We start from the raw sequence: 17,107 nt of genomic DNA, 5'->3' as shown, positions 1-17,107 counted from the left end.
TCCTGGAGGGAGATGAGCATGGCGGGCATCGCCATGTGTAGGGGGGTTGTAACTCTTCGTGTTCAATCGAGGGTGTGCGCAGGACGGCGCCGTCCTGCCGTAGGGCACCCGCCCCGGTGCCGGGGCGCCGACGAGGCCGGGGCGGGCGGTTCATGGGGGCGGCGCGGCGGGGGACCGCGTCGCCCGGTCGCGGCTACAGGTCGATGCCCACGATGTCCTCCGGGCGCACCGGAGCGTGGGTCAGGGCCCTGCCGGTGGCCGCGCGCACCGCGGCCACGATGGCCGGGGTCGAGGACAGCGTCGGCGGCTCACCCGCGCCACGCAGCCCGTAGGGCGCGTGCGGGTCGGGCCGCTCCAGCACGTCGATGCGCATCGGCGGAGTGTCCAGGATGGTGGGGATGAGGTAGTCGGTGAACGAGGGGTTGCGGATCTCCCCGTCCTTGACCTGTACCTCCTCCATCAGCGCCAGGCCCAGTCCCTGCGTGGAGCCGCCCTGGATCTGCCCCGCCAGCTGCTGGGGGTGCAGCACCCGGCCCACGTCCTGCACCGCGTCGAGCGCGACCACCTTCACCAGGCCCAGCTCCACGTCCACGTCCACCACGGCCCGGTGCACGCACATCCCGAACTGGTTGTGAGAGGAACCCTGGCCCAGCTTGGGGTCGAGCATCTCGGTGGGCCGGTGGTGGTACTCGCGGGTGTGCTCGACCACCGTGCCGCCGCGCGCCGACTCCCCCAGCAGGTCCGCCAGGGACACCAGCGCGCCGACCGTGGCCGACACCAGCTTGCCCCCGTCCAGGGACAGGTCGGTGTCGGGCAGCGCCTCGGGCACGATCCCGCGCTCGCGGGCCAGCGCGAACACCTCGGCGCGCACCGACGCGCACGCCGTCATGACCGCGCCGCCGGTCATGTACGACTGCCGCGAGGCCGAGGAGGAGCCCGCCGAGCCGACCCGGGTGTCGGCGGGGGCGATGACCACCCTCTCCACGCCCAGTTCGGTCCGGGCGATCTGCCCCTTGACCGTCACCAGGCCCTGGCCGACCTCGGCCGCCGCCGTGTGCACCAGCACCACCGGCTCGCCGCCCACGACCTCCAGTCGCACCCGCGCGGTGGAGTAGTCGTCGAACCCCTCCGAGAAGCACAGGTTCTTCAGCCCCAGGCCGTAGCCCACACCGCGCACCACGCCCTCGCCGCGCGTGGTGCCCGCCACCCCGCCCGGCAGGGTGCGCTGGTCGGCGGGGTCGGCCAGCGCGTCGCGCTCGGGCGGCATCGGCAGGGCGCGGCAGCGCTCCAGCATCTCCGCCATCGGCAGCGGCATGTCGATCTCCTGGCCCGTGATGATCCGCGAGCCCTGCGACATGGCGTTCCTGATCCGCAGGTCCACCGGGTGCATGCCCAGCTCCTCGGCGAGCCGGTCCATCTGCGACTCGTAGGCGAAGCAGGCCTGCACCGCGCCGAACCCGCGCATCGCGCCGCACGGCGGGTTGTTGGTGTACACCCCGTAGGCGTCCACCAGCGCGTTCTCCACCTCGTAGGGGCCGATGCCCAGGGAGGAGGCCACACCCACCACCGCGGGGGTCGCCGACGCGTACGCGCCGCCGTCCACGATGATCTCCGCCGTGGCGTAGAGCAGCGTGCCGTCCGCGCGCGCCCCGTGCTCGTAGCGCATCCTGGCCGGGTGCCGGTGCACGTGCCCGTAGAAGGACTCCTCGCGGTTGTACACGAACTTGACCGGCCTGCCCGTGCGCAGCGCCAGCAGGGCCGCGTGGATCTGCATCGACAGGTCCTCGCGGGCGCCGAAGGCCCCGCCCACCCCGGCCAGGGTCAGCCGCACCTTGTCCTCGGGCAGCCCCAGCGCCGGGGCGATCTGGCGCTGGTCCACGTGCAGCCACTGCGTGGCCACGTACAGGTCCACCCCGCCGTCCTCGGCCGGAACGGCCATACCCGACTCCGGGCCCAGGAAGGCCTGGTCCTGCATACCGACCTCGTACTCGGAGGCCACCACCGCGTGGGCCTCGGCGCGCAGCCGCTCCAGGACCTCGCCCTCGCGCTCGGCCGAGCCCGCCACGGCGGCGAACGCGCCGGTGCGCACCGGCTGGTAGCGCAGCCGGTTGCCGCGCGGGTTGTACTCGGGGTGGTCGGGGACCGTGCCCGGCTCGTGCACCGGCGGGCAGTCGAGGTCCAGCGCGGCCCGCCGGGGGTCGCTGATCGGCTCCAGCACCGCGTAGTCCACGCGGACGCGCTCCATCGCCCGCCGGGCGGTCTCGGGGTGGTCGGCGGCCACGATCGCCACCGCCTCGCCCTTGTAGCGCACCTTGCCGAAGGCCAGCACCGGCTGGTCCTGGTACTCCAGCCCGTAGCGCTTGTTCCCGGGCACGTCCTCGTGGGTGAGCACCGCGTGCACCCCGGGCACCTTCAGCGCCTCGGTGACGTCGATGCCGCGGATCTCGGCGTGCGGGTGGGGGCTGCGCAGGGTCGCCCCCCACAGCATGTCCTCCATCCACATGTCCGAGGAGTAGGCGAACTCGCCGGTGACCTTCAGGGTTCCGTCGGGGCGGCGCGGGCTGGAGCCCACCCCGTCCCTGGTCGTGCTGCTCAGCTCCGTCACGGTACGGGTCGTCGCCGCCATCAGCGGCTCACCTCCTGGGTCAGGGTGCGGTGCGCCGCACGGCCGCGCGCGGCGGCGGTCTCCGCGGACAGGGTGCGCAGCTCACCGCGGTCGACGACGGTGTTCCCGCCGACCCAGAGCCGCTCCAGGGGCGGGGTGGGGCCGAAGACCGCCGCCACCACCGGGTCCCCGATCACGTCGTAGCCGAACCCGTCCACCCGCCACAGGGCGATGTCGGCCAGCTTGCCCACCGCCAGGGAGCCCAGCTCGGCGTCGCGGCCCAGTACCCGGGCGCCGCCCAGGGTGGCCATCTCCAGCGCCTGGCGGGCGCTGAGCGCCTTGGGGCCCCTGCGGGCGCGGGCCATCAACAGCGCCTGGTGCATCTCACCGGCCAGCGGCGTCAGCTCGCTGGAGGCCGGGCCGTCCACGCCCAGACCCACCGGCACGCCCGCCTCCAGCAGCTCGGGCACCCGGCAGATCCCCGCGCCCAGGCGGGCGTTGGAGGTGGGGCAGTGCGCCACCCCGGTGCCCGTGGCCGCGATCCGCCCGATCGCCGCGTCCGACAGGTGCACGGCGTGCGCGAACCACACGTCAGGGCCCAGCCAGCCGAGCTTCTCGGCGTACTCCACGGGGGTGCACCCGAACTCCTCCAGGCACTGCTCCTCCTCGTCGAGCGTCTCGGCCAGGTGGGTGTGCAGCCGCACCCCCCGGTCCCGGGCCAGCGCCGCGCTCTCCACCATCAGCTCGCGCGAGACCGAGAACGGCGAGCACGGGGCCACCGCCACCCGCGTCATCGCGTCGGGCGCGGTGTCGTGGTGGGCGTCGACGGCCTCGGCGGTGCCCGCCAGGGCCTGATCCAGCGACTCCACCACGGCGTCCGGCGGCAGACCGCCCTGGCTCCGCCCCCGGTCCATCGACCCGCGGGCCAGGTCCAGGCGCACGCCCACCTCGCGGGCGGCCTCCACCTCGGCGGCCACGACGTCGCCGCGGCCCGAAGGATGGACGTAGTGGTGGTCGGAGGCGGTCGTGCACCCCGACAGCGCCAGGTGGGCCAGACCGGCCGAGGTCGTCCCCGACACCACGTCGGCGTCCAGACGGCCCCAGATCTCGTAGGAGCCCACCAGCCACTCGAAGAGCGTGCCGTCGGCGAACAGCCCCTGCGTCGCCCACTGGTAGAGGTGGTTGTGCGTGTTGACCAGACCCGGCGTGACCAGGCACCCGCGCCCGTCCACGCGCTGGAGCCCCTCGGCCCCGGGGGCCGGTCCCGCGCCCACCGCCGAGATGCGACCCGCGCGCACCGCCACGTGGCCGTCGGCGTACTCCGCGCCGTCCACGGTCACCACGTGGGCGCCCTCGATGACGAAGCCCTCCGCCGCGTTCACGTGCCGCTCCCGATCCGCCGCGAGGCGGCCAGACGCACCGCGTCGAGGATCTTCTCGTACCCGGTGCACCGGCACAGGTTGCCCGCCAGCGCCTCACGGATCTCGGCGTCCTCCGGAGCGGGCAGCCCCGCGCCCACCGTGCGCTCCAGCAGGTCGTCGGTCTGCACCAGCAGACCCGGCGTGCAGAACCCGCACTGCACCGCGCCCGCCTCCACGAAGGCCTCCTGCACCGTGCCCAGCTCGCGCTCGGCCCCCTCGCCCCCGGACAGGCCCTCCACGGTGCGCACCTCGCGCCCCTGCGCCTGCCCGGCGGCGATCATGCACGAACACGCCGTCACGCCGTCGAAGTAGACCGTGCACGAGCCGCACTCGCCCTGCTCGCAGGCGTTCTTGCTGCCCGGCAGCCCCAGCCGCTCACGCAGCACGTACAGCAGGCTCTCGCCCGCCCACACGTCGTCGGCGGTGACGTCCTCGCCGTTGACCCTGAAACTCACGCGCATCGCGTGGCTCCCTTCCGGTAGTCGGTGACCGACCAGCTCAGTGCGCGGCGCGCCATCACCGACAGCGCGTGCCTGCGGTACTCGGCGCTGCCCCGCTGGTCGTCGATGGGGCGGGCGGCCGCGGCCACCAGCGCGCCGAACTCGCGCACGACCGGCTCCGCGAGCGGGCGGCCGTCCTCCCAGTCGAACTCCGCCGCCAGGAACTTCTCGGCGGCCTCCGCGCGCAGCGGCGTGGGGCCGGCCGAGCCCACGCCCGTCCCCACCACCCGGCGCTCGGTGTCCAGGGCCAGGGAGAAGGAGGTCACCGCGATGACCATCGCGTTGCGCGTGCCGATCTTGGCGAACTGCTGGGGGCCGGTCGGCTCGGGCAGCAGCACCGCCGTGATCAGTTCGTCGGCCCGGCGCGCGGTCGTGCGCAGCGACAGGTAGAACTCGCGGGCGGGCACCCGGCGCCTGCCCCGCACCGACGCCAGCTCGATGACCGCGTCGGTGGCCAGCAGCGGCGGGTGGGACTCCCCGGCCGGAGAGGCGCCGCCCAGGTTGCCGCCCACGGTGCCGCGGTTGCGGATCTGCGGGGAGGCCACCGAACGCGAGGCCCTGGCCAGGGCGGGGGCCCGCTCCGACAGGTGCTCGATCACCTTGGTGTAGGACACGCCCGCGCCCAGGCGGGTGTGCTCCCCGTCCGGTCCGAAGTCGGCCAGTTCCGGGATCCGGGTCAGGTCGATCAGGGCGGGCGGCCGCCTCTTGTCGAAGTTGAGCTCCACCATCACGTCGGTACCGCCCATGATGGGCACCGCCTCGGGCAGGGCGCTCTTCGCCTCAAGGGCCTCCTCCAGTGTGGAGGGGCTCAGGAACTCCATGCTCGGTCCTCTTGTCGCCATGGTCGTGCCGCCGCTCGCTCGCGGCCCGGCGCGGTCTGTCGGTCGCGTCTTCCCTGGTGGGTATCGCCGATGCTGTGAAGTACACCACTGGGAGCGCGGTCACTACCAGCAAGTGATGACATGAAGTGGCCGCGGAACGAACGGTTATCGTTGGGCGTTTCCTACAAGTGGCGTCACCGGAGTAACATCCACCGCCTCACCACCCCGGGCGCCCGCCGCCCACACGAGCGACAGAGGGACGTTCATGCGGATCAGCGAGCTGCTCGCGGTCACACGGCTGCACCTGAGATTCCTGTCGGGGGCCGAGCACGCGCACCGCACCCTGCGGTGGGCCTACACCACCGACCTGCTCGAACCCGCACGCTACCTGCGCGGCGGCGAGTTCGTCCTCACCGGGATGATGTGGCGCACCCGCCCCGAGGACTCGCGCACCTTCGTGGCCTCCGTCGCCGGGGCCGGGGCGGTCGCCGTCGGCGCCGGGACCGCCCTGGGCGAGGTCCCCGCCGATCTGGTGGAGGCCTGCCGCGAGCACGACCTGCCCCTGGTGGAGGTGCCCCCGGAGACCTCCTTCGGCGCGGTCACCGAGGAGGTGCTGCGCTCCCTGACCCAGCACCGCTTCACCACCATCGCCGAGACCCGCGACCGCCACCGCCGCCTCATGGCCGACGTCGCCGCCGGGGCCGACTTCCCCCGGGCCTTCGCCGAGGCCGCCGCGCAGACCGGGCGGGCCGCCTGGGTCCTGTCCTGCACCGGCCGCCACATCGCCGCCTCCGGCGGGCCCCTGCCCGAGGACGAGCGCGGGTGGATCGCCGCCCGCGCCCTGACCGGCCCCGCCCTGCCCCACACCGTCCGCACCCCCCAGCGGGAGGACCGCGCCCTCACGCTCCTGCCCGTCCAGGCCCGCGAGTCCCACCCCCTGGCCACCTGGCTGGTGGTCTGCGAGGGCGACCACGCCTCCTGGACCGAGGAGGAGCACGAGTCGGTGGCCGAACTCGTCTCCATCGCCGGGCTCGCCCGCAGCCGCGCCGAGGAGCGCGCCCTGACCGACGCCCGCCACCTGGAGGGACTGCCCCGGCTGCTGGCCGCCCAGCGCTTCGACGAGGTCACCGAACTCCTGCGCGGCACCGACCCGACCGGCGGCCAGGGCAGCCACGTCGTGGTCAGCGCCGTCATGCTGCCCGAGCCGCGCGTGCCCGACCTGGCCCGGCGCGTGCTCTTGGAACTGGTCGCCGACCGCCCCGGCGCCGTCGTCACCGGCGACGAGGACGCCCTGGCCGTCGTCCCGGTGGCCGGGACCGACGCCCGCGCACGCGCCGAGGAGGTCCGCTCCGCGCTGCTGCACCGCGCCCGCGTCCTGGAGGGCGGCCTGCTCGACCACCGGCTGGCCATCGGCCTCAGTTCGGCGGTGCGGGGCGTGCCCGACCTGCGCGGCGCCGCCGTGGAGGCCCGCCACGCCCGCCGCCTGGCCGAGCTGCGCGGCGGCCGGTCCCGGGTGATCGCCGGAGCCGAGATCGACTCCCACGAACTGCTGCTGGCCTCGGTCCCCGAGGAGGTGCAGTCCTCCTACCGCGAGCGGCTGCTGGGCCCGCTGCTGGCCTACGACCGCGACCACCGCTCGGAGCTGGTGCGGACCCTGGAGCAGTTCCTGGCCCACTCGGGGTCCTGGCAGCGCTGCGCCGCCACGATGCACGTGCACGTCAACACGCTGCGGTACCGGATCGGCCGCGTGGAGGAGCTGACCGGACGGGATCTGAGCAGCCTGGAGCACCGGGTGGACCTGTTCCTGGCGCTCAAGCTCCGGGACTGACTCCGGCCGGGGGAGGGGCCGCTGGGCGGGGGAGGGGAGCGACGCGCACCGGGCGGCCCGCGTCGGGGGACGGGCGCGCCGGAGCACGCGTGTCACGGGTCACCGCTAGGGTGCTGGCGATGAGTACCGACCTCCTTCTCCCCGAGACCACCGACGCCGATCTGAACGGCGCCGACCTGCGCGACCAGCTGTCCCGGCCCCTGGACGCACCGCGCGTGTTCACCCGCTGCGACCTGACCGAGGCGGACCTGCGCGACGCCGACCTGGTCGACGCCGTCTTCCGCGACTGCCGCCTGGACGGGGCCCGCCTGGAGCGGGCCGTCCTGGAGGGCGCGGTGTTCACCGGGGGCAGTGCCTCGGGGGCGGCGTTCCCGCACGCCGAGTGCACCGAGACCAGGTTCGAGCGGGTAGACCTGGCCAACACCCGCTGGCAGGGCGCCCTGCTCACCGACACCGCCTTCACCGGCTGCCGGATGACCGGGGCCGCGCTGAACTCGCTCCGGGGGATCGGCTACACCTTCGCGCACTGCAACCTCATGCTGGCCCGCTGCAAGGGCCTGGTGCTGCGCGGGCAGACCCTGGAGGGGCTGCGCATGGACGAGGCCGACCTGGCCAGCGCGGATCTGCGTGAGACGGTGTGGAGGGACTCGCGGCTGCGCGGCGCGAACCTGGTCAACGTCAAGCTGGCGGGGGCCGACCTGCGCGGCGCCGATCTGGGGGAGCCCACCCTGGAGCAGGCCGGATACCTGCGGGGGGCCGGCATCAGTCCGGTGCAGGCGGGCGCCATCCTGGCCGCCCTGGGCATCACCGTCATGGAGTAGGAGCGTTCGCCAAAGGTGCGCTGACCGAAAGCGTGGCTGGCGTGACGCAAGGTGCTCCGAACCGCGGTGAGGGGTCGGCCGAATATTTGAATCTACGTCGTAAAGGTGCCTGTTTCCTTCACTTATCTCAACTGGGGGAAAAACAAGAACGACAATCAGAGATTGCAGTACAACCGGCGCAGGGCCAGTGCCACCTGGAGGCGCAGCCGCCCCGACACCTCGCGCACCGGCCAGCCCAGCAGGCGTTCGGCCCGCCCCAGGCCTTCCTGGAGCGTGGAGTGGTGCTGGCCCTGCGCCCGGGCCGCCGCCCGCAGACTGGGGGAGGAGGCCACCGCGTCCAGGACCGCCAGCAGCGGCGGGGCCTCGCGTGCCACCCGTTCCAGGGCCGCGACGTCCGGCACCGGTTCGCCGCCGGGCCGCACGGTGTCGGCCAGGAGCAGCAGCCCGCCCAACTCCTCGGCGAACACCACGCGCGGGCCCGGGTCGGCGCCGGTGCCCCGGGCGGTGAAGCGCAGCGCCTTGCGGGCGTCGTGCCAGGAGGAGGGCAGGTCCAGCGCCTCCACGGCCGGTCCCACCCCCGCCCGCCGCGCGCCCGGGGGCTCCTCGGCGGCCAGGACGCGCACGCCGCCGCCGTGGTCGGCCACCGCGCGGGCCCGGGACCCCGGGGCGAGCCCGTACCGGCGGGCGGCCCGGGCGCGCTGCTCCTCGGGCAGGTCGGCGTCGACCAGGGCCCGGGCCAGGGCTGTGCGTCCGCCCGCCGGGGGCGGGGCGTGTTCGAGCCGGGCGCGCAGGGCGGCGGCCGCGCGTTCGAGGACCATCGCCTCCACCGGGCCGGGGCCGGCGGTGGCGCGTTCCAGCCACAGCACGCCGCCGCCGACCCGGATCGAGTGCCAGGAGGGGTCGGGGTCGGCGGCGGTGCGCCGGACCTCTCCGGCGGGGTCGGCGCGCAGCGCGAGGCCGCGTCCGGGGTGGGTGAACCCGGCGGGGACGCCGGTCAGGACGGCGGCGCCGCGGATGACGGGTTCGACTCCGGCTCCGGTGAGTTCGTCGAAGTAGGCGATGACCTTGACGGCGGCGCCCGCTTCGGGGTCCAGCGCGGAGATCCTGCCCAGGAGCTCTCTCATGCCTTCATGGTGCCCCGGGTTCAGGCTCCGGTGATCCGGCGCAGCCAGGGCAGGCGTTGGGCGCGGGCGCTGCGGCTGAGGGCGGCCTGGGGGGCGATGCCGTCGAAGCCGTGGAAGCCGCCGGGCCACACGTGCAGTTCGGCTGATCCGCCCGCCTGCCAGATGCGGGAGGCGTAGTCGACGACCTCGTCGCGGAAGGTCTCGGCGGAGCCCACGTCCAGGAAGGCGGGGGGTAGTCCGGACAGGTCCTGGGCGCGGGCGGGCGCGGCGTGGGGGGAGACGTCGGGGCCGCCCGCGTGGGTGCCGAGCAGGGCGGTCCAGCCGGTGGCGTTGGAGGTGCGGTCCCATACGCCGGTTCCGGCCATCTGGTGGGAGGAGACGGTGTCGTTGCGGTCGTCGAGCATGGGGCAGATGAGCAGTTGTCCCTGGAGGGCGGGGCCGCCGCGGTCGCGGGCGAGCAGGGTGGTGGCGGCGGCGAGGCCGCCGCCCGCGCTGCCTCCGCCGATGACGATGCGTGTGGGGTCCAGGCCGAGGTCGGTGGCGTTGTCGGTGATCCAGGTCAGGCCCGCGTAGCAGTCCTCGACGGGGGTGGGGTGGGGGTGTTCGGGGGCCAGGCGGTAGTCGACCGAGATGAGGGCGAGGTCGAGTTCGTGGGCGGTTTCGAGGAGGCCGGGGATCTCGGTGCCGCGGTGGGAGCCCATGATCATGCCGCCGCCGTGGATCCAGTAGAGGGCGCCGGTGGGGGCGGTGGTGTGGGTGGGGTGCCAGTGGATGAGGGGGATGGGGGTGTGGTCGTGGCTGGGGGCGTGGTGTGGGGTTTCGGTGTAGGCGGGGTGGAGGGTGGTGTCGGTGGGCAGGAGGTGGGCTCGTCGTTGGCGTAGGGAGGGGATCATGTCGGGGGTGATGGAGGGGGTGATCTCGTCGCCGAGGAGGGTGAGGGCGGCGGCGAGTTCGGGGTCGAGTGCGGGGCGGGGTGGTGTGGTCACGGGTGCCTTCCGTTGGTGGTGTGTCGTGCGTCACCATTGTCGGGGGCGGGTGTGGGTGTGGGGCAGTGCCGTGTGGCGGGTGTGTGCCGCCACACGGCGGGGTGTGCTGCGGTGGTGTTCCTGGTCCGCCCCGGCTGTCCCCGACGACAACCTCGTGCGTCGGGGGCGGCCGGGGCGGTGGCGAGGCGCCCGGCGGGGTTCTGGAGGCCCGGAGGCGGCGTCCGAGGAACGAGGATGTCGACGTAGGGCCGAAGGTTCCCGCCCTTAGGGGCGCCGAGCACGAACCGCAGCGGAGCGGAGGTTCAAAAAAACACAGCCTAGGCGCCCAGGGCTTCGGCGATGGTCACCGGTACGCGGGGCAGGCCGGGTTCGCCGTCCTCGATGGCCCAGACGCATTCCTGGAGGACGCGGACGAGGGTCCAGGCGCGTGCGCGGTCGCGGGGGACGCGGGCGGCCTCGGAGACCAGGTCCAGGCGGCGGCGGGTCTCTTTTCGGGGGTCGCCGGTGGCGAGGGCTTCGTCCCAGCGGTTGTGCAGGGTGGGGAAGAGGTCGAAGCCGGGGTCTCCGGCGAGGGGTTTGGGGTCGATGGCGAGCCAGGGTTCGCGGTCGGCGCCGGGCAGGGGGGCGAGCACGTTCTGGAAGTGCAGGTCCCAGTGCAGGAGCCGGTCTCCGGCTTCGGGTGCCATCTCGCGGGCGCGGGCGGCGAGTGCGTTCATGCGGTCGCGTTCGTGTGCGGTGCGCAGGCGTGGTGCCAGGTGTTGGGCGCGGGTGACCATGGCGCGGGTGGTGTCGGCCAGGGTGCGCATGCCCTGTGGTGCCTGGTGTGCGGTGAGGCGGGCCAGGAGGGAGCCGGTGGTGGTGAGGGCCTGGTCGATGGGGACGGTGTCGAGTGTGCGTGCGGGGTCGAGGGGTTCGAGGAGCATGGCGCCGGTGCCGGGGTCGTGTCGGAGGAGGCGTACGGCGCCGTCGCCGTTCCAGGCGCGCAGGGCGTCGGGTTCGCCCCGGCTCTCCTCGTCCACCGGCTGGAGCTTGAGCATGGCGGAGTCCCCGTGGGGGAGTCGTACGGGGACGACGAGGGCGACCATGCCGTGCATGGGCGCGCCCACGGGGTGCAGGTCCCATCGTTCGAGCTGGCGCCGGGTGAGTTCGGGCAGCCCTTGGGTCCACTGGGGTCCGAAGAAGCGGTCGAGCAGGGGTGCGAGGGCGTCGGGGACGCGGATGGGGGGAGTGTCGTCGTGCATGTGGTGTGTCCTTCGTCGTTGTGGTTTGGCTGGTGACGAAGGAGCGCCGGGGGGCCACGGGTCTAACGCATACCGAACACCTCGTTCGTTGTTCGTTGTGGGGTTCGAGGGTAGCGGGTGGGCGGGTGGGGGTGTGTGTGCTCAGTGCGTCGGGGGACGGGGGTGTCGGCGGGAGAGGGTCTGGACCATGGCGTTGAGTGCTGGTTTGGGTGCGTAGGAGTCGTCGAAGGGCAGTGCGGCGGTGTAGCCGGGGAACCATTCGGGGATCCAGGAGTGCTGGTCGCTGACTCCCCACACGGACACGCGTACGCAGCGGGGTACGTCCAGGCAGGCCTGGACGACCTGTGCGTATTCGCGGGCCTGGTCCTGGAGGGCTCCGTTGGGGACGGGTTCGGGGATGCGTACGTCGAGTTCGCTGATGCTGACCTCCAGGCCCAGGTCGGTGAAGCGGCGTAGTTGTTCGGCGAGGTCGTCGGGGACGTGTCCGTGGATGAAGTGGCTCTGGAAGCCGATGCCGTGCAGGGGGACGTCGCGTTCGAGCAGGGTGGTGACCAGTTGGTAGAGGGCGTCGGTCTTGGGGCCGCCGCCTTCGATGCCGAACTCGTTGATGTAGAGGCGGGCCTGGGGGTCGATCTCGTGGGCCGTGGTGAGGGCCTCGGCGATGTAGTCCTCGCCCAGGACCTGGTACCAGAGGTTGTCGCGTAGGCGGGGGCCGCTGTCCTCGAAGGGTTCGTTGATGATGTCCCAGGAGGTGACGCGTCCTTGGTAGCGGCCCATGAGGGCCTGCATGTGTTCGCGGATGACCTGGCGTAGTTCGTCGGGGGTCCAGGTGCCTTGTGCGAGCCAGGCGGGTTGTTGGTTGTGCCAGAGCAGGGTGTGGCCGTGCACGGTGAGGTTGTTGCGTTCGGCGAAGTCGACGACGGTGTCGGGGCCGCTCCAGTCGAAGGTGTGGCGTCGGGGTTGGACGTACTCCCATTTCATGGTGTTCTCGGCGGTCAGGGAGGTGTAGTGCTCGGTGACCACCGAGCGGTACTCGCGGTCGTGGACGAGGGGGTTGACGGCTACGGCGACGCCCAGGTCGATGTCGCTCTGGCGGGCCAGGTGGGGGAGTTGTGCGGCGCCGGTGGATTCTGGTTGGGCGGGCAGGGTGAGGGCCAGGATCGCGGTGACCAGGAGGATGATCGCGCACAGGGCGGTGGCGGTCAGCAGGGCTCCGCGTCCGCGGGTGAGCGGGCGCCAGGGGGAGGAGGCCGTGCTGGGCATCTGGTCGGCTCTCACCTTCTACCGGGTGCCGGTGGTGACGGGGAAGGCGGACAGGGAGCGTACGACGGCGGTGGGTCGGCGGGTGGGTGGGGCGGTGGGGCGCAGGTGGGGGAGGCGTTCGGCCAGGGCGCGTAGGGCGATGCGGCCTTCGAGGCGGGCCAGGGGTGCGCCCAGGCAGTAGTGGACGCCGCTGGAGAAGGAGAGGTGGTCGGCGGCGTGCGGGCGGGTGATGTCGAAGCGGTCGGGGTCGGTGAAGCGTGCGGGGTCGCGGTTGGCGGATCCGATGAGGCACATGGTGTAGCCGCCGCGGCGCAGGGGTTGGCGTTGGACGGTGGTGTCGGTGTGGACCCAGCGGCTGGTCATCTGGACGGGTGAGTCGAAGCGCAGGATCTCCTCCACGGCGCCTGGGGCCAGGTCGGGGTCGGCGACGAGGCGTTCCCACTGGTGGCGGTGGCGCAGCAGGGCCATCACCCCGTTCCCGATGAGGTTCACGGTGGTCTCGAACCCGGCGATCAGCAGCAGGCGGCACATGGTGCTCAGTTCGGTCGCGGTGAGGTGGCCGTCGTCGGCCTGGGTGACCAGGGTGGAGACCACGTCATCGCGGGGGTCGGCGCGGTGCTGTCGCATGAGCCGGGTGAACAGCAGGTCCAATTGTGCCGTGGCCTGGTGGATGCTGCGCAGGTGACTCGCCGAGCGGGCGCCGTCCAGGGCGCTGCCCAGGGCGTGGCCGATGCGGACGAACTCGGCGTCCTGGGCGGCGGGGACGCCGAGCAGGTGGCTGATGACGGCGATGGGCAGGGGTTGGGCGAAGTCGCGCATGAGGTCGAAGTGGCCCTTGGCGGTGGCCTTGTCCAGGAGTTCGTGGGTGATCTTGGTGATGTGGGTTTCGTACTCGCTCATGCGGCGGGGGCTGAAGGCGGGGCGGGCGAGTTGGCGCAGGCGGGTGTGTTCGGGTGGGTCCTTCATGAGGAAGGACAGGTCCAGGATGTCGAACTGCTGGGGTGGGGCGGTGCCGTCGGGGGGTTGGACGCCGAATTCGCGTCCGCGTAGCAGGGCGCTGACGGCTTGGTAGGTGTTGGCGGTGCGGAAGCCGAGTTTGCTGGTGGCGAAGTGGCCTTGGTCGCGCAGGCGTTGGTAGGTGGGGTAGGGGTTGTCGCGCCAGGGGTAGTGCAGGAGTCTGCTGGGGTGGTCGCCGGCTTGGGCGGCGGTCCAGGAGGTGGCGTGGGCCAGGCGCAGGTGGGCGTCGGTGCGCAGGGCGTCGGGGATGTGCATGGTGTGTTCTCCTGTCGCGTGTTTTTTCGACCCTAGGCGGGTGGGGGGTGCCTGGTCAGGCGGGTGGGTGAGTTGGCCGCCTGCGGTCAGGGGGGAACTTTGCGGGGTGGTTCGTCGTTGGGGTGCGGCGTTGACGGGTGGGGTGTGGTGGTGGGGTTGTCGCAGGTGGTCGGGGTTGTGGGGGGTTGTGCGGGTGTGGGGCGGTGGGTGTGGTCGGCCGGGGCGGGGCGGACCCGGTGGGTGGGTGGGGTGTCACAGGTGCGGGGCGGGTGCCGGGTCGGGGCGGTGTCGGGGGGTGTGGGGGCGCGTATCGGCGCACACGCCGGGGTTGGCGGGGGAGGCTGGGGGCGCGCCCGCCGATAGGTTGGGGGCAGGCGTCTTTCCGGCGGGTGCTCGGGCACCGGGGGAGGCGGTGGTCATCCTCTGGCACCCGGGGGTGGCGAAACGTCGTGTGTGGAGGCTGTAGTGTCCCTTAGGCTCGATCCCAGTGACCCGGAACGTATCGGCCGGTACCGGCTGATCGGCCGTTTGGGCTCTGGCGGCATGGGCCAGGTGTTCTTCGGCCGCTCGGCCGGGGGGCGTGCGGTGGCGGTCAAGCGCATTCATCCGCACATGGCCGCCGACGCCTCCTTCCGGGAGCGTTTCGCCCGTGAGGTCAACGCCGCCCGTCAGGTCAGCGGTGCGTTCACCGCGCCGGTGATCGACGCGGGTCCCGATGACGAGGTGCCCTGGCTGGTCACCTCGTACGTGCCGTCGTTGCCGTTGGACACGGCGGTGCACGACCACGGGCCGTTGCCGGAGGCGAGTGTGCGGGTGCTCGCGGCGGGTCTGGCCGAGGCGTTGGCCGACATCCACAGGGTGGGGTTGATCCACCGTGACCTCAAGCCCGGCAACGTGCTGTTGGCCGAGGACGGGCCGCGGGTGATCGATTTCGGTATCGCCCGTGCCACCGACGGTACGGCGGCCACGCAGTCGGTGATCGGTACGCCGGGGTTCATGAGTCCGGAGCAGGTGCAGGGGGAGGCGCTCACCCCGGCCAGTGACCTGTTCGCCTACGGTGCGGTGCTGGCCTACGCGGCGGCGGGGACGGGTCCCTTCGGTGAGGGCAGTATGCCCACCATGGTCATGCGCATCATCAGTCGTGAGCCGGATCTGTCGGGTGTGCCCGAGTCGTTGCGTCATCTGGTGGCGGCGTGTTTGTCCAAGGATCCGCAGGGTCGTCCGGGGCCGGGGGAGATCCTGGACTACCTGGGTGATGTGGCCACGGGGCCGACCTGGTTGCCCGCGGCGGTGATGCGGGGGGTCCAGGAGCAGGTGGCCAAGGTCAACGGGGCGTTGGCGGCCGCTGCTGGGGATGGGCGTGTCACCGGTCAGCACCAGCGCACGGAGGTGTTGGGGCAGGGTGGTGCTGCTGCTGTGGGTGGTGCGGCGGGAGCTGCGGCTGGTGCGGGTGTGTTCGGTGATGAGGCGGCCACCCGTGTCACGCCGCAGGCGCCGGGGCACGAGGGCGGTGCGACCTCGGTGTGGGGTGAGCAGCAGGGGTATGGGGCCACGGCCCGTTTCCCGTCGGGGCAGCAGGTTCCGCCGACCGCCCAGTACGGTCAGGGCGCCACGGCCTATGGCCAGGGGGCGGCTCACGGTCAGGGCGGTGCTTCCCACGGGCGGGAGGAGGCCGCGGGTCACCGGCAGCCGGACCGGCCCAGCCAGGAGGACGCCTACGCCGACCTGTACGGCGATCGGCGTGATCCGGCCGCGGACGCGCGCCGCCAGCAGCAGGAGCAGTTGCGTCAGCAGGAGGAGCAGCGCCAGCGGCGGATGCAGGAGCAGCAGCGCCACCAGGAGGAGCAGCGCAGGCGGGCGGAGGAGCAGCAGCGTCAGCAGCAGGAGCAGCGGCTGGAGCACCGGCGCCGTCAGGAGGCGGAGCGGGCCCACCGTGAGCGGGTGCGGGCCGAGCAGGAGGCCGCGCGCCGCGCCCAGAGCCAGGCGCGCCATGCCGACCAGCCGGGCCTGTGGGGTTTCGTCAAGCTGTTGCCGCTGCTGATCATTCCGCTGATCCAGGTGCCGTTGGGGTACGGGGCGGCGTTGGCGTGGGCGTGGTTCACCACCGAGACCGAGGTGTGGACGGGGGCGCCGTACGCGTTCGAGCCCTTCCGGTGGGAGTCCTTCTGGCACGCGATGATGCTGGGGTACTTCATCTTGAACAACCTGGTGTCGTTGGAGTACCTGGTCAGGTCGTTGCGTACGTCGTTCGTCACGGGTGCGGTGTTGGCGTTGGGTGCGATCGCGGCGACCAACGGCCTGCTGTACAGCTTCGGTTTCTGGGGCTGAGTCCGGGGTGGGTCCTGGTCGGCGTCGCCGACGCCCACGGGGCGGGTCAGGCGGAGATGCCGCCGTCGCTGGTCAGGAGTTGGCCGTTGATCCACCGCCCGCGGGGTGAGCACAGGAACTCCACCAGGTCCGCGGTGTCCTGGGGTGTGCCCAGGCGCCCCAGCGGGGTGTACTGGAGGCAGTCGTCCTTGGTCCGCTGTGACATCCAGCCGGTGTCGACGGGGCCGGGGTTGATGACGTTGGCGCTCACCCCCAGGTGGGCCAGCTCGCGCGCGCAGGAGAGCACGATGCGGTCCAGGGCGCCCTTGCTCGCGCCGTAGGGGAGGTTGCCCACGGTGTCGTCGCTGGTCAGGGCTATGATGCGTCCGGTGCCGTGCTCTGCTGTGAAGCGCAGGCCGAATTCGCGGGCCAGTTGCCAGGTGGCGCGGGCGTTGACCGCGAAGTGCCGGTCGAAGCTGTCCACGGTGGTCTCCAGGAGTCCGGAGTCGACCGACTCGCAGTGGCACATGATGAGTGCGCTCACCGGGCCCAACCGCTCCTGGGCGGTGTCGAAGACGTGTGCGGCGGTGGCGGTGTCGGCCAGGTCGGCCTCGATGGCCACGGCGCGGGCGCCGTGCTCGGCCAGGGCGTCCAGGATGGTGCGGGTCGCGTCCGGTTCGGCGCCCCAGTCCATGCGGGCGTCGTAGGCGTTCCAGTGGGTGAAGGCCACGTCCCATCCGGAGGCGGCCAGGCGGCGGGCGACGGCGGAGCCGATGCCGATGGTGCGGCCCACGCCGGTGACCAGGGCGACGGGGCGGGGCGGGTGGGAGGGTGGTGTGTGCGTCATGGGGTGATACTCGCGCGGCTCCTGTGCCGCGCACCAGTGGTTTTCGCGTGAGCGCGGGCCTGGGCGGGTCC

The 17,107-nt window shown here is 72.9% G+C and carries 13 protein-coding genes; 3 read left to right on the top strand and 10 right to left on the bottom strand.

Annotated features, from left to right (window positions below; genetic code table 11):
- Nucleotides 1-193: 193 nt before the first annotated feature.
- Genes UIS43_RS04805 through UIS43_RS04790 form a run of 4 tightly spaced genes read right to left on the bottom strand, consistent with a single transcriptional unit; the run spans nt 194 to nt 5,347 of the window.
- Entirely contained in the window at nt 194-2,626 is a 2,433-nt protein-coding gene (locus UIS43_RS04805; RefSeq protein ID WP_370012580.1) for a xanthine dehydrogenase family protein molybdopterin-binding subunit, read from the bottom strand.
- On the bottom strand, nt 2,626-3,987 hold the full coding sequence (locus UIS43_RS04800; protein ID WP_013153255.1) for an 8-oxoguanine deaminase: 1,362 nt from the start codon (nt 3,985-3,987) through the stop codon (nt 2,626-2,628). The genes UIS43_RS04805 and UIS43_RS04800 overlap by 1 nt, the downstream gene beginning before the upstream one ends.
- A complete protein-coding gene (locus UIS43_RS04795; protein ID WP_019607128.1) occupies nt 3,984-4,487 on the bottom strand; it encodes a (2Fe-2S)-binding protein in 504 nt (167 codons plus the stop codon). Before UIS43_RS04795 ends, UIS43_RS04800 begins: the two co-directional genes overlap by 4 nt.
- Nucleotides 4,478-5,347, bottom strand: coding sequence for a xanthine dehydrogenase family protein subunit M (locus UIS43_RS04790; RefSeq protein ID WP_013153253.1), 870 nt, complete (start codon nt 5,345-5,347; stop codon nt 4,478-4,480). The genes UIS43_RS04795 and UIS43_RS04790 overlap by 10 nt, the downstream gene beginning before the upstream one ends.
- A gap of 265 nt (nt 5,348-5,612) precedes the next feature.
- Here UIS43_RS04790 and UIS43_RS04785 point away from each other — a divergent pair, with 265 nt between their 5' ends.
- Both UIS43_RS04785 and UIS43_RS04780 read left to right on the top strand, forming a co-directional pair.
- Complete coding sequence (locus UIS43_RS04785; RefSeq protein ID WP_013153252.1) at nt 5,613-7,175, top strand: PucR family transcriptional regulator; 1,563 nt, start codon at nt 5,613-5,615, stop codon at nt 7,173-7,175.
- Between the two features lie 119 nt (nt 7,176-7,294).
- Nucleotides 7,295-7,996 (top strand): pentapeptide repeat-containing protein, encoded by a 702-nt coding sequence (locus UIS43_RS04780; RefSeq protein WP_358169097.1) that lies wholly within the window; start codon nt 7,295-7,297, stop codon nt 7,994-7,996.
- Nucleotides 7,997-8,151: 155 nt separating this feature from the next.
- On the opposite strand, the gene UIS43_RS04775 is transcribed toward UIS43_RS04780, so the two are convergent.
- From UIS43_RS04775 to UIS43_RS04755, 5 genes are all read right to left on the bottom strand, one after another.
- Complete coding sequence (locus UIS43_RS04775; protein ID WP_013153250.1) at nt 8,152-9,120, bottom strand: helix-turn-helix domain-containing protein; 969 nt, start codon at nt 9,118-9,120, stop codon at nt 8,152-8,154.
- 20 nt (nt 9,121-9,140) lie between these two features.
- Nucleotides 9,141-10,106 carry an alpha/beta hydrolase gene (locus tag UIS43_RS04770; protein ID WP_013153249.1) on the bottom strand — a complete coding sequence of 322 codons (966 nt, stop codon included), beginning with the start codon at nt 10,104-10,106 and terminating at the stop codon, nt 9,141-9,143.
- Between the two features lie 317 nt (nt 10,107-10,423).
- On the bottom strand, nt 10,424-11,347 hold the full coding sequence (locus UIS43_RS04765; protein WP_013153248.1) for an aminoglycoside phosphotransferase family protein: 924 nt from the start codon (nt 11,345-11,347) through the stop codon (nt 10,424-10,426).
- Between the two features lie 141 nt (nt 11,348-11,488).
- Nucleotides 11,489-12,610: an endo-1,4-beta-xylanase gene (locus UIS43_RS04760; protein WP_013153247.1), complete on the bottom strand. Its 1,122-nt coding sequence runs from the start codon at nt 12,608-12,610 to the stop codon at nt 11,489-11,491.
- 18 nt (nt 12,611-12,628) lie between these two features.
- Complete coding sequence (locus UIS43_RS04755; protein ID WP_370012576.1) at nt 12,629-13,882, bottom strand: cytochrome P450; 1,254 nt, start codon at nt 13,880-13,882, stop codon at nt 12,629-12,631.
- Between the two features lie 465 nt (nt 13,883-14,347).
- Between UIS43_RS04755 and UIS43_RS04750 the strand changes: the two genes are divergently transcribed.
- Nucleotides 14,348-16,210, top strand: a complete 1,863-nt coding sequence (locus UIS43_RS04750) for a serine/threonine-protein kinase (protein ID WP_013153245.1) — start codon at nt 14,348-14,350, stop codon at nt 16,208-16,210.
- Nucleotides 16,211-16,256: 46 nt separating this feature from the next.
- Here UIS43_RS04750 and UIS43_RS04745 read toward each other — a convergent pair whose 3' ends face one another.
- Complete coding sequence (locus tag UIS43_RS04745) at nt 16,257-17,036, bottom strand: SDR family oxidoreductase (protein ID WP_370012575.1); 780 nt, start codon at nt 17,034-17,036, stop codon at nt 16,257-16,259.
- Nucleotides 17,037-17,107: the final 71 nt, after the last annotated feature.

The sequence above is a fragment of the Nocardiopsis sp. LDBS0036 genome, from assembly GCF_041228755.1.
Lineage (GTDB): Bacteria > Actinomycetota > Actinomycetes > Streptosporangiales > Streptosporangiaceae > Nocardiopsis > Nocardiopsis dassonvillei.
The sequence above is the reverse complement of the archived record's forward strand: the minus strand, read 5'-3'. Positions and strand labels throughout refer to the sequence as shown.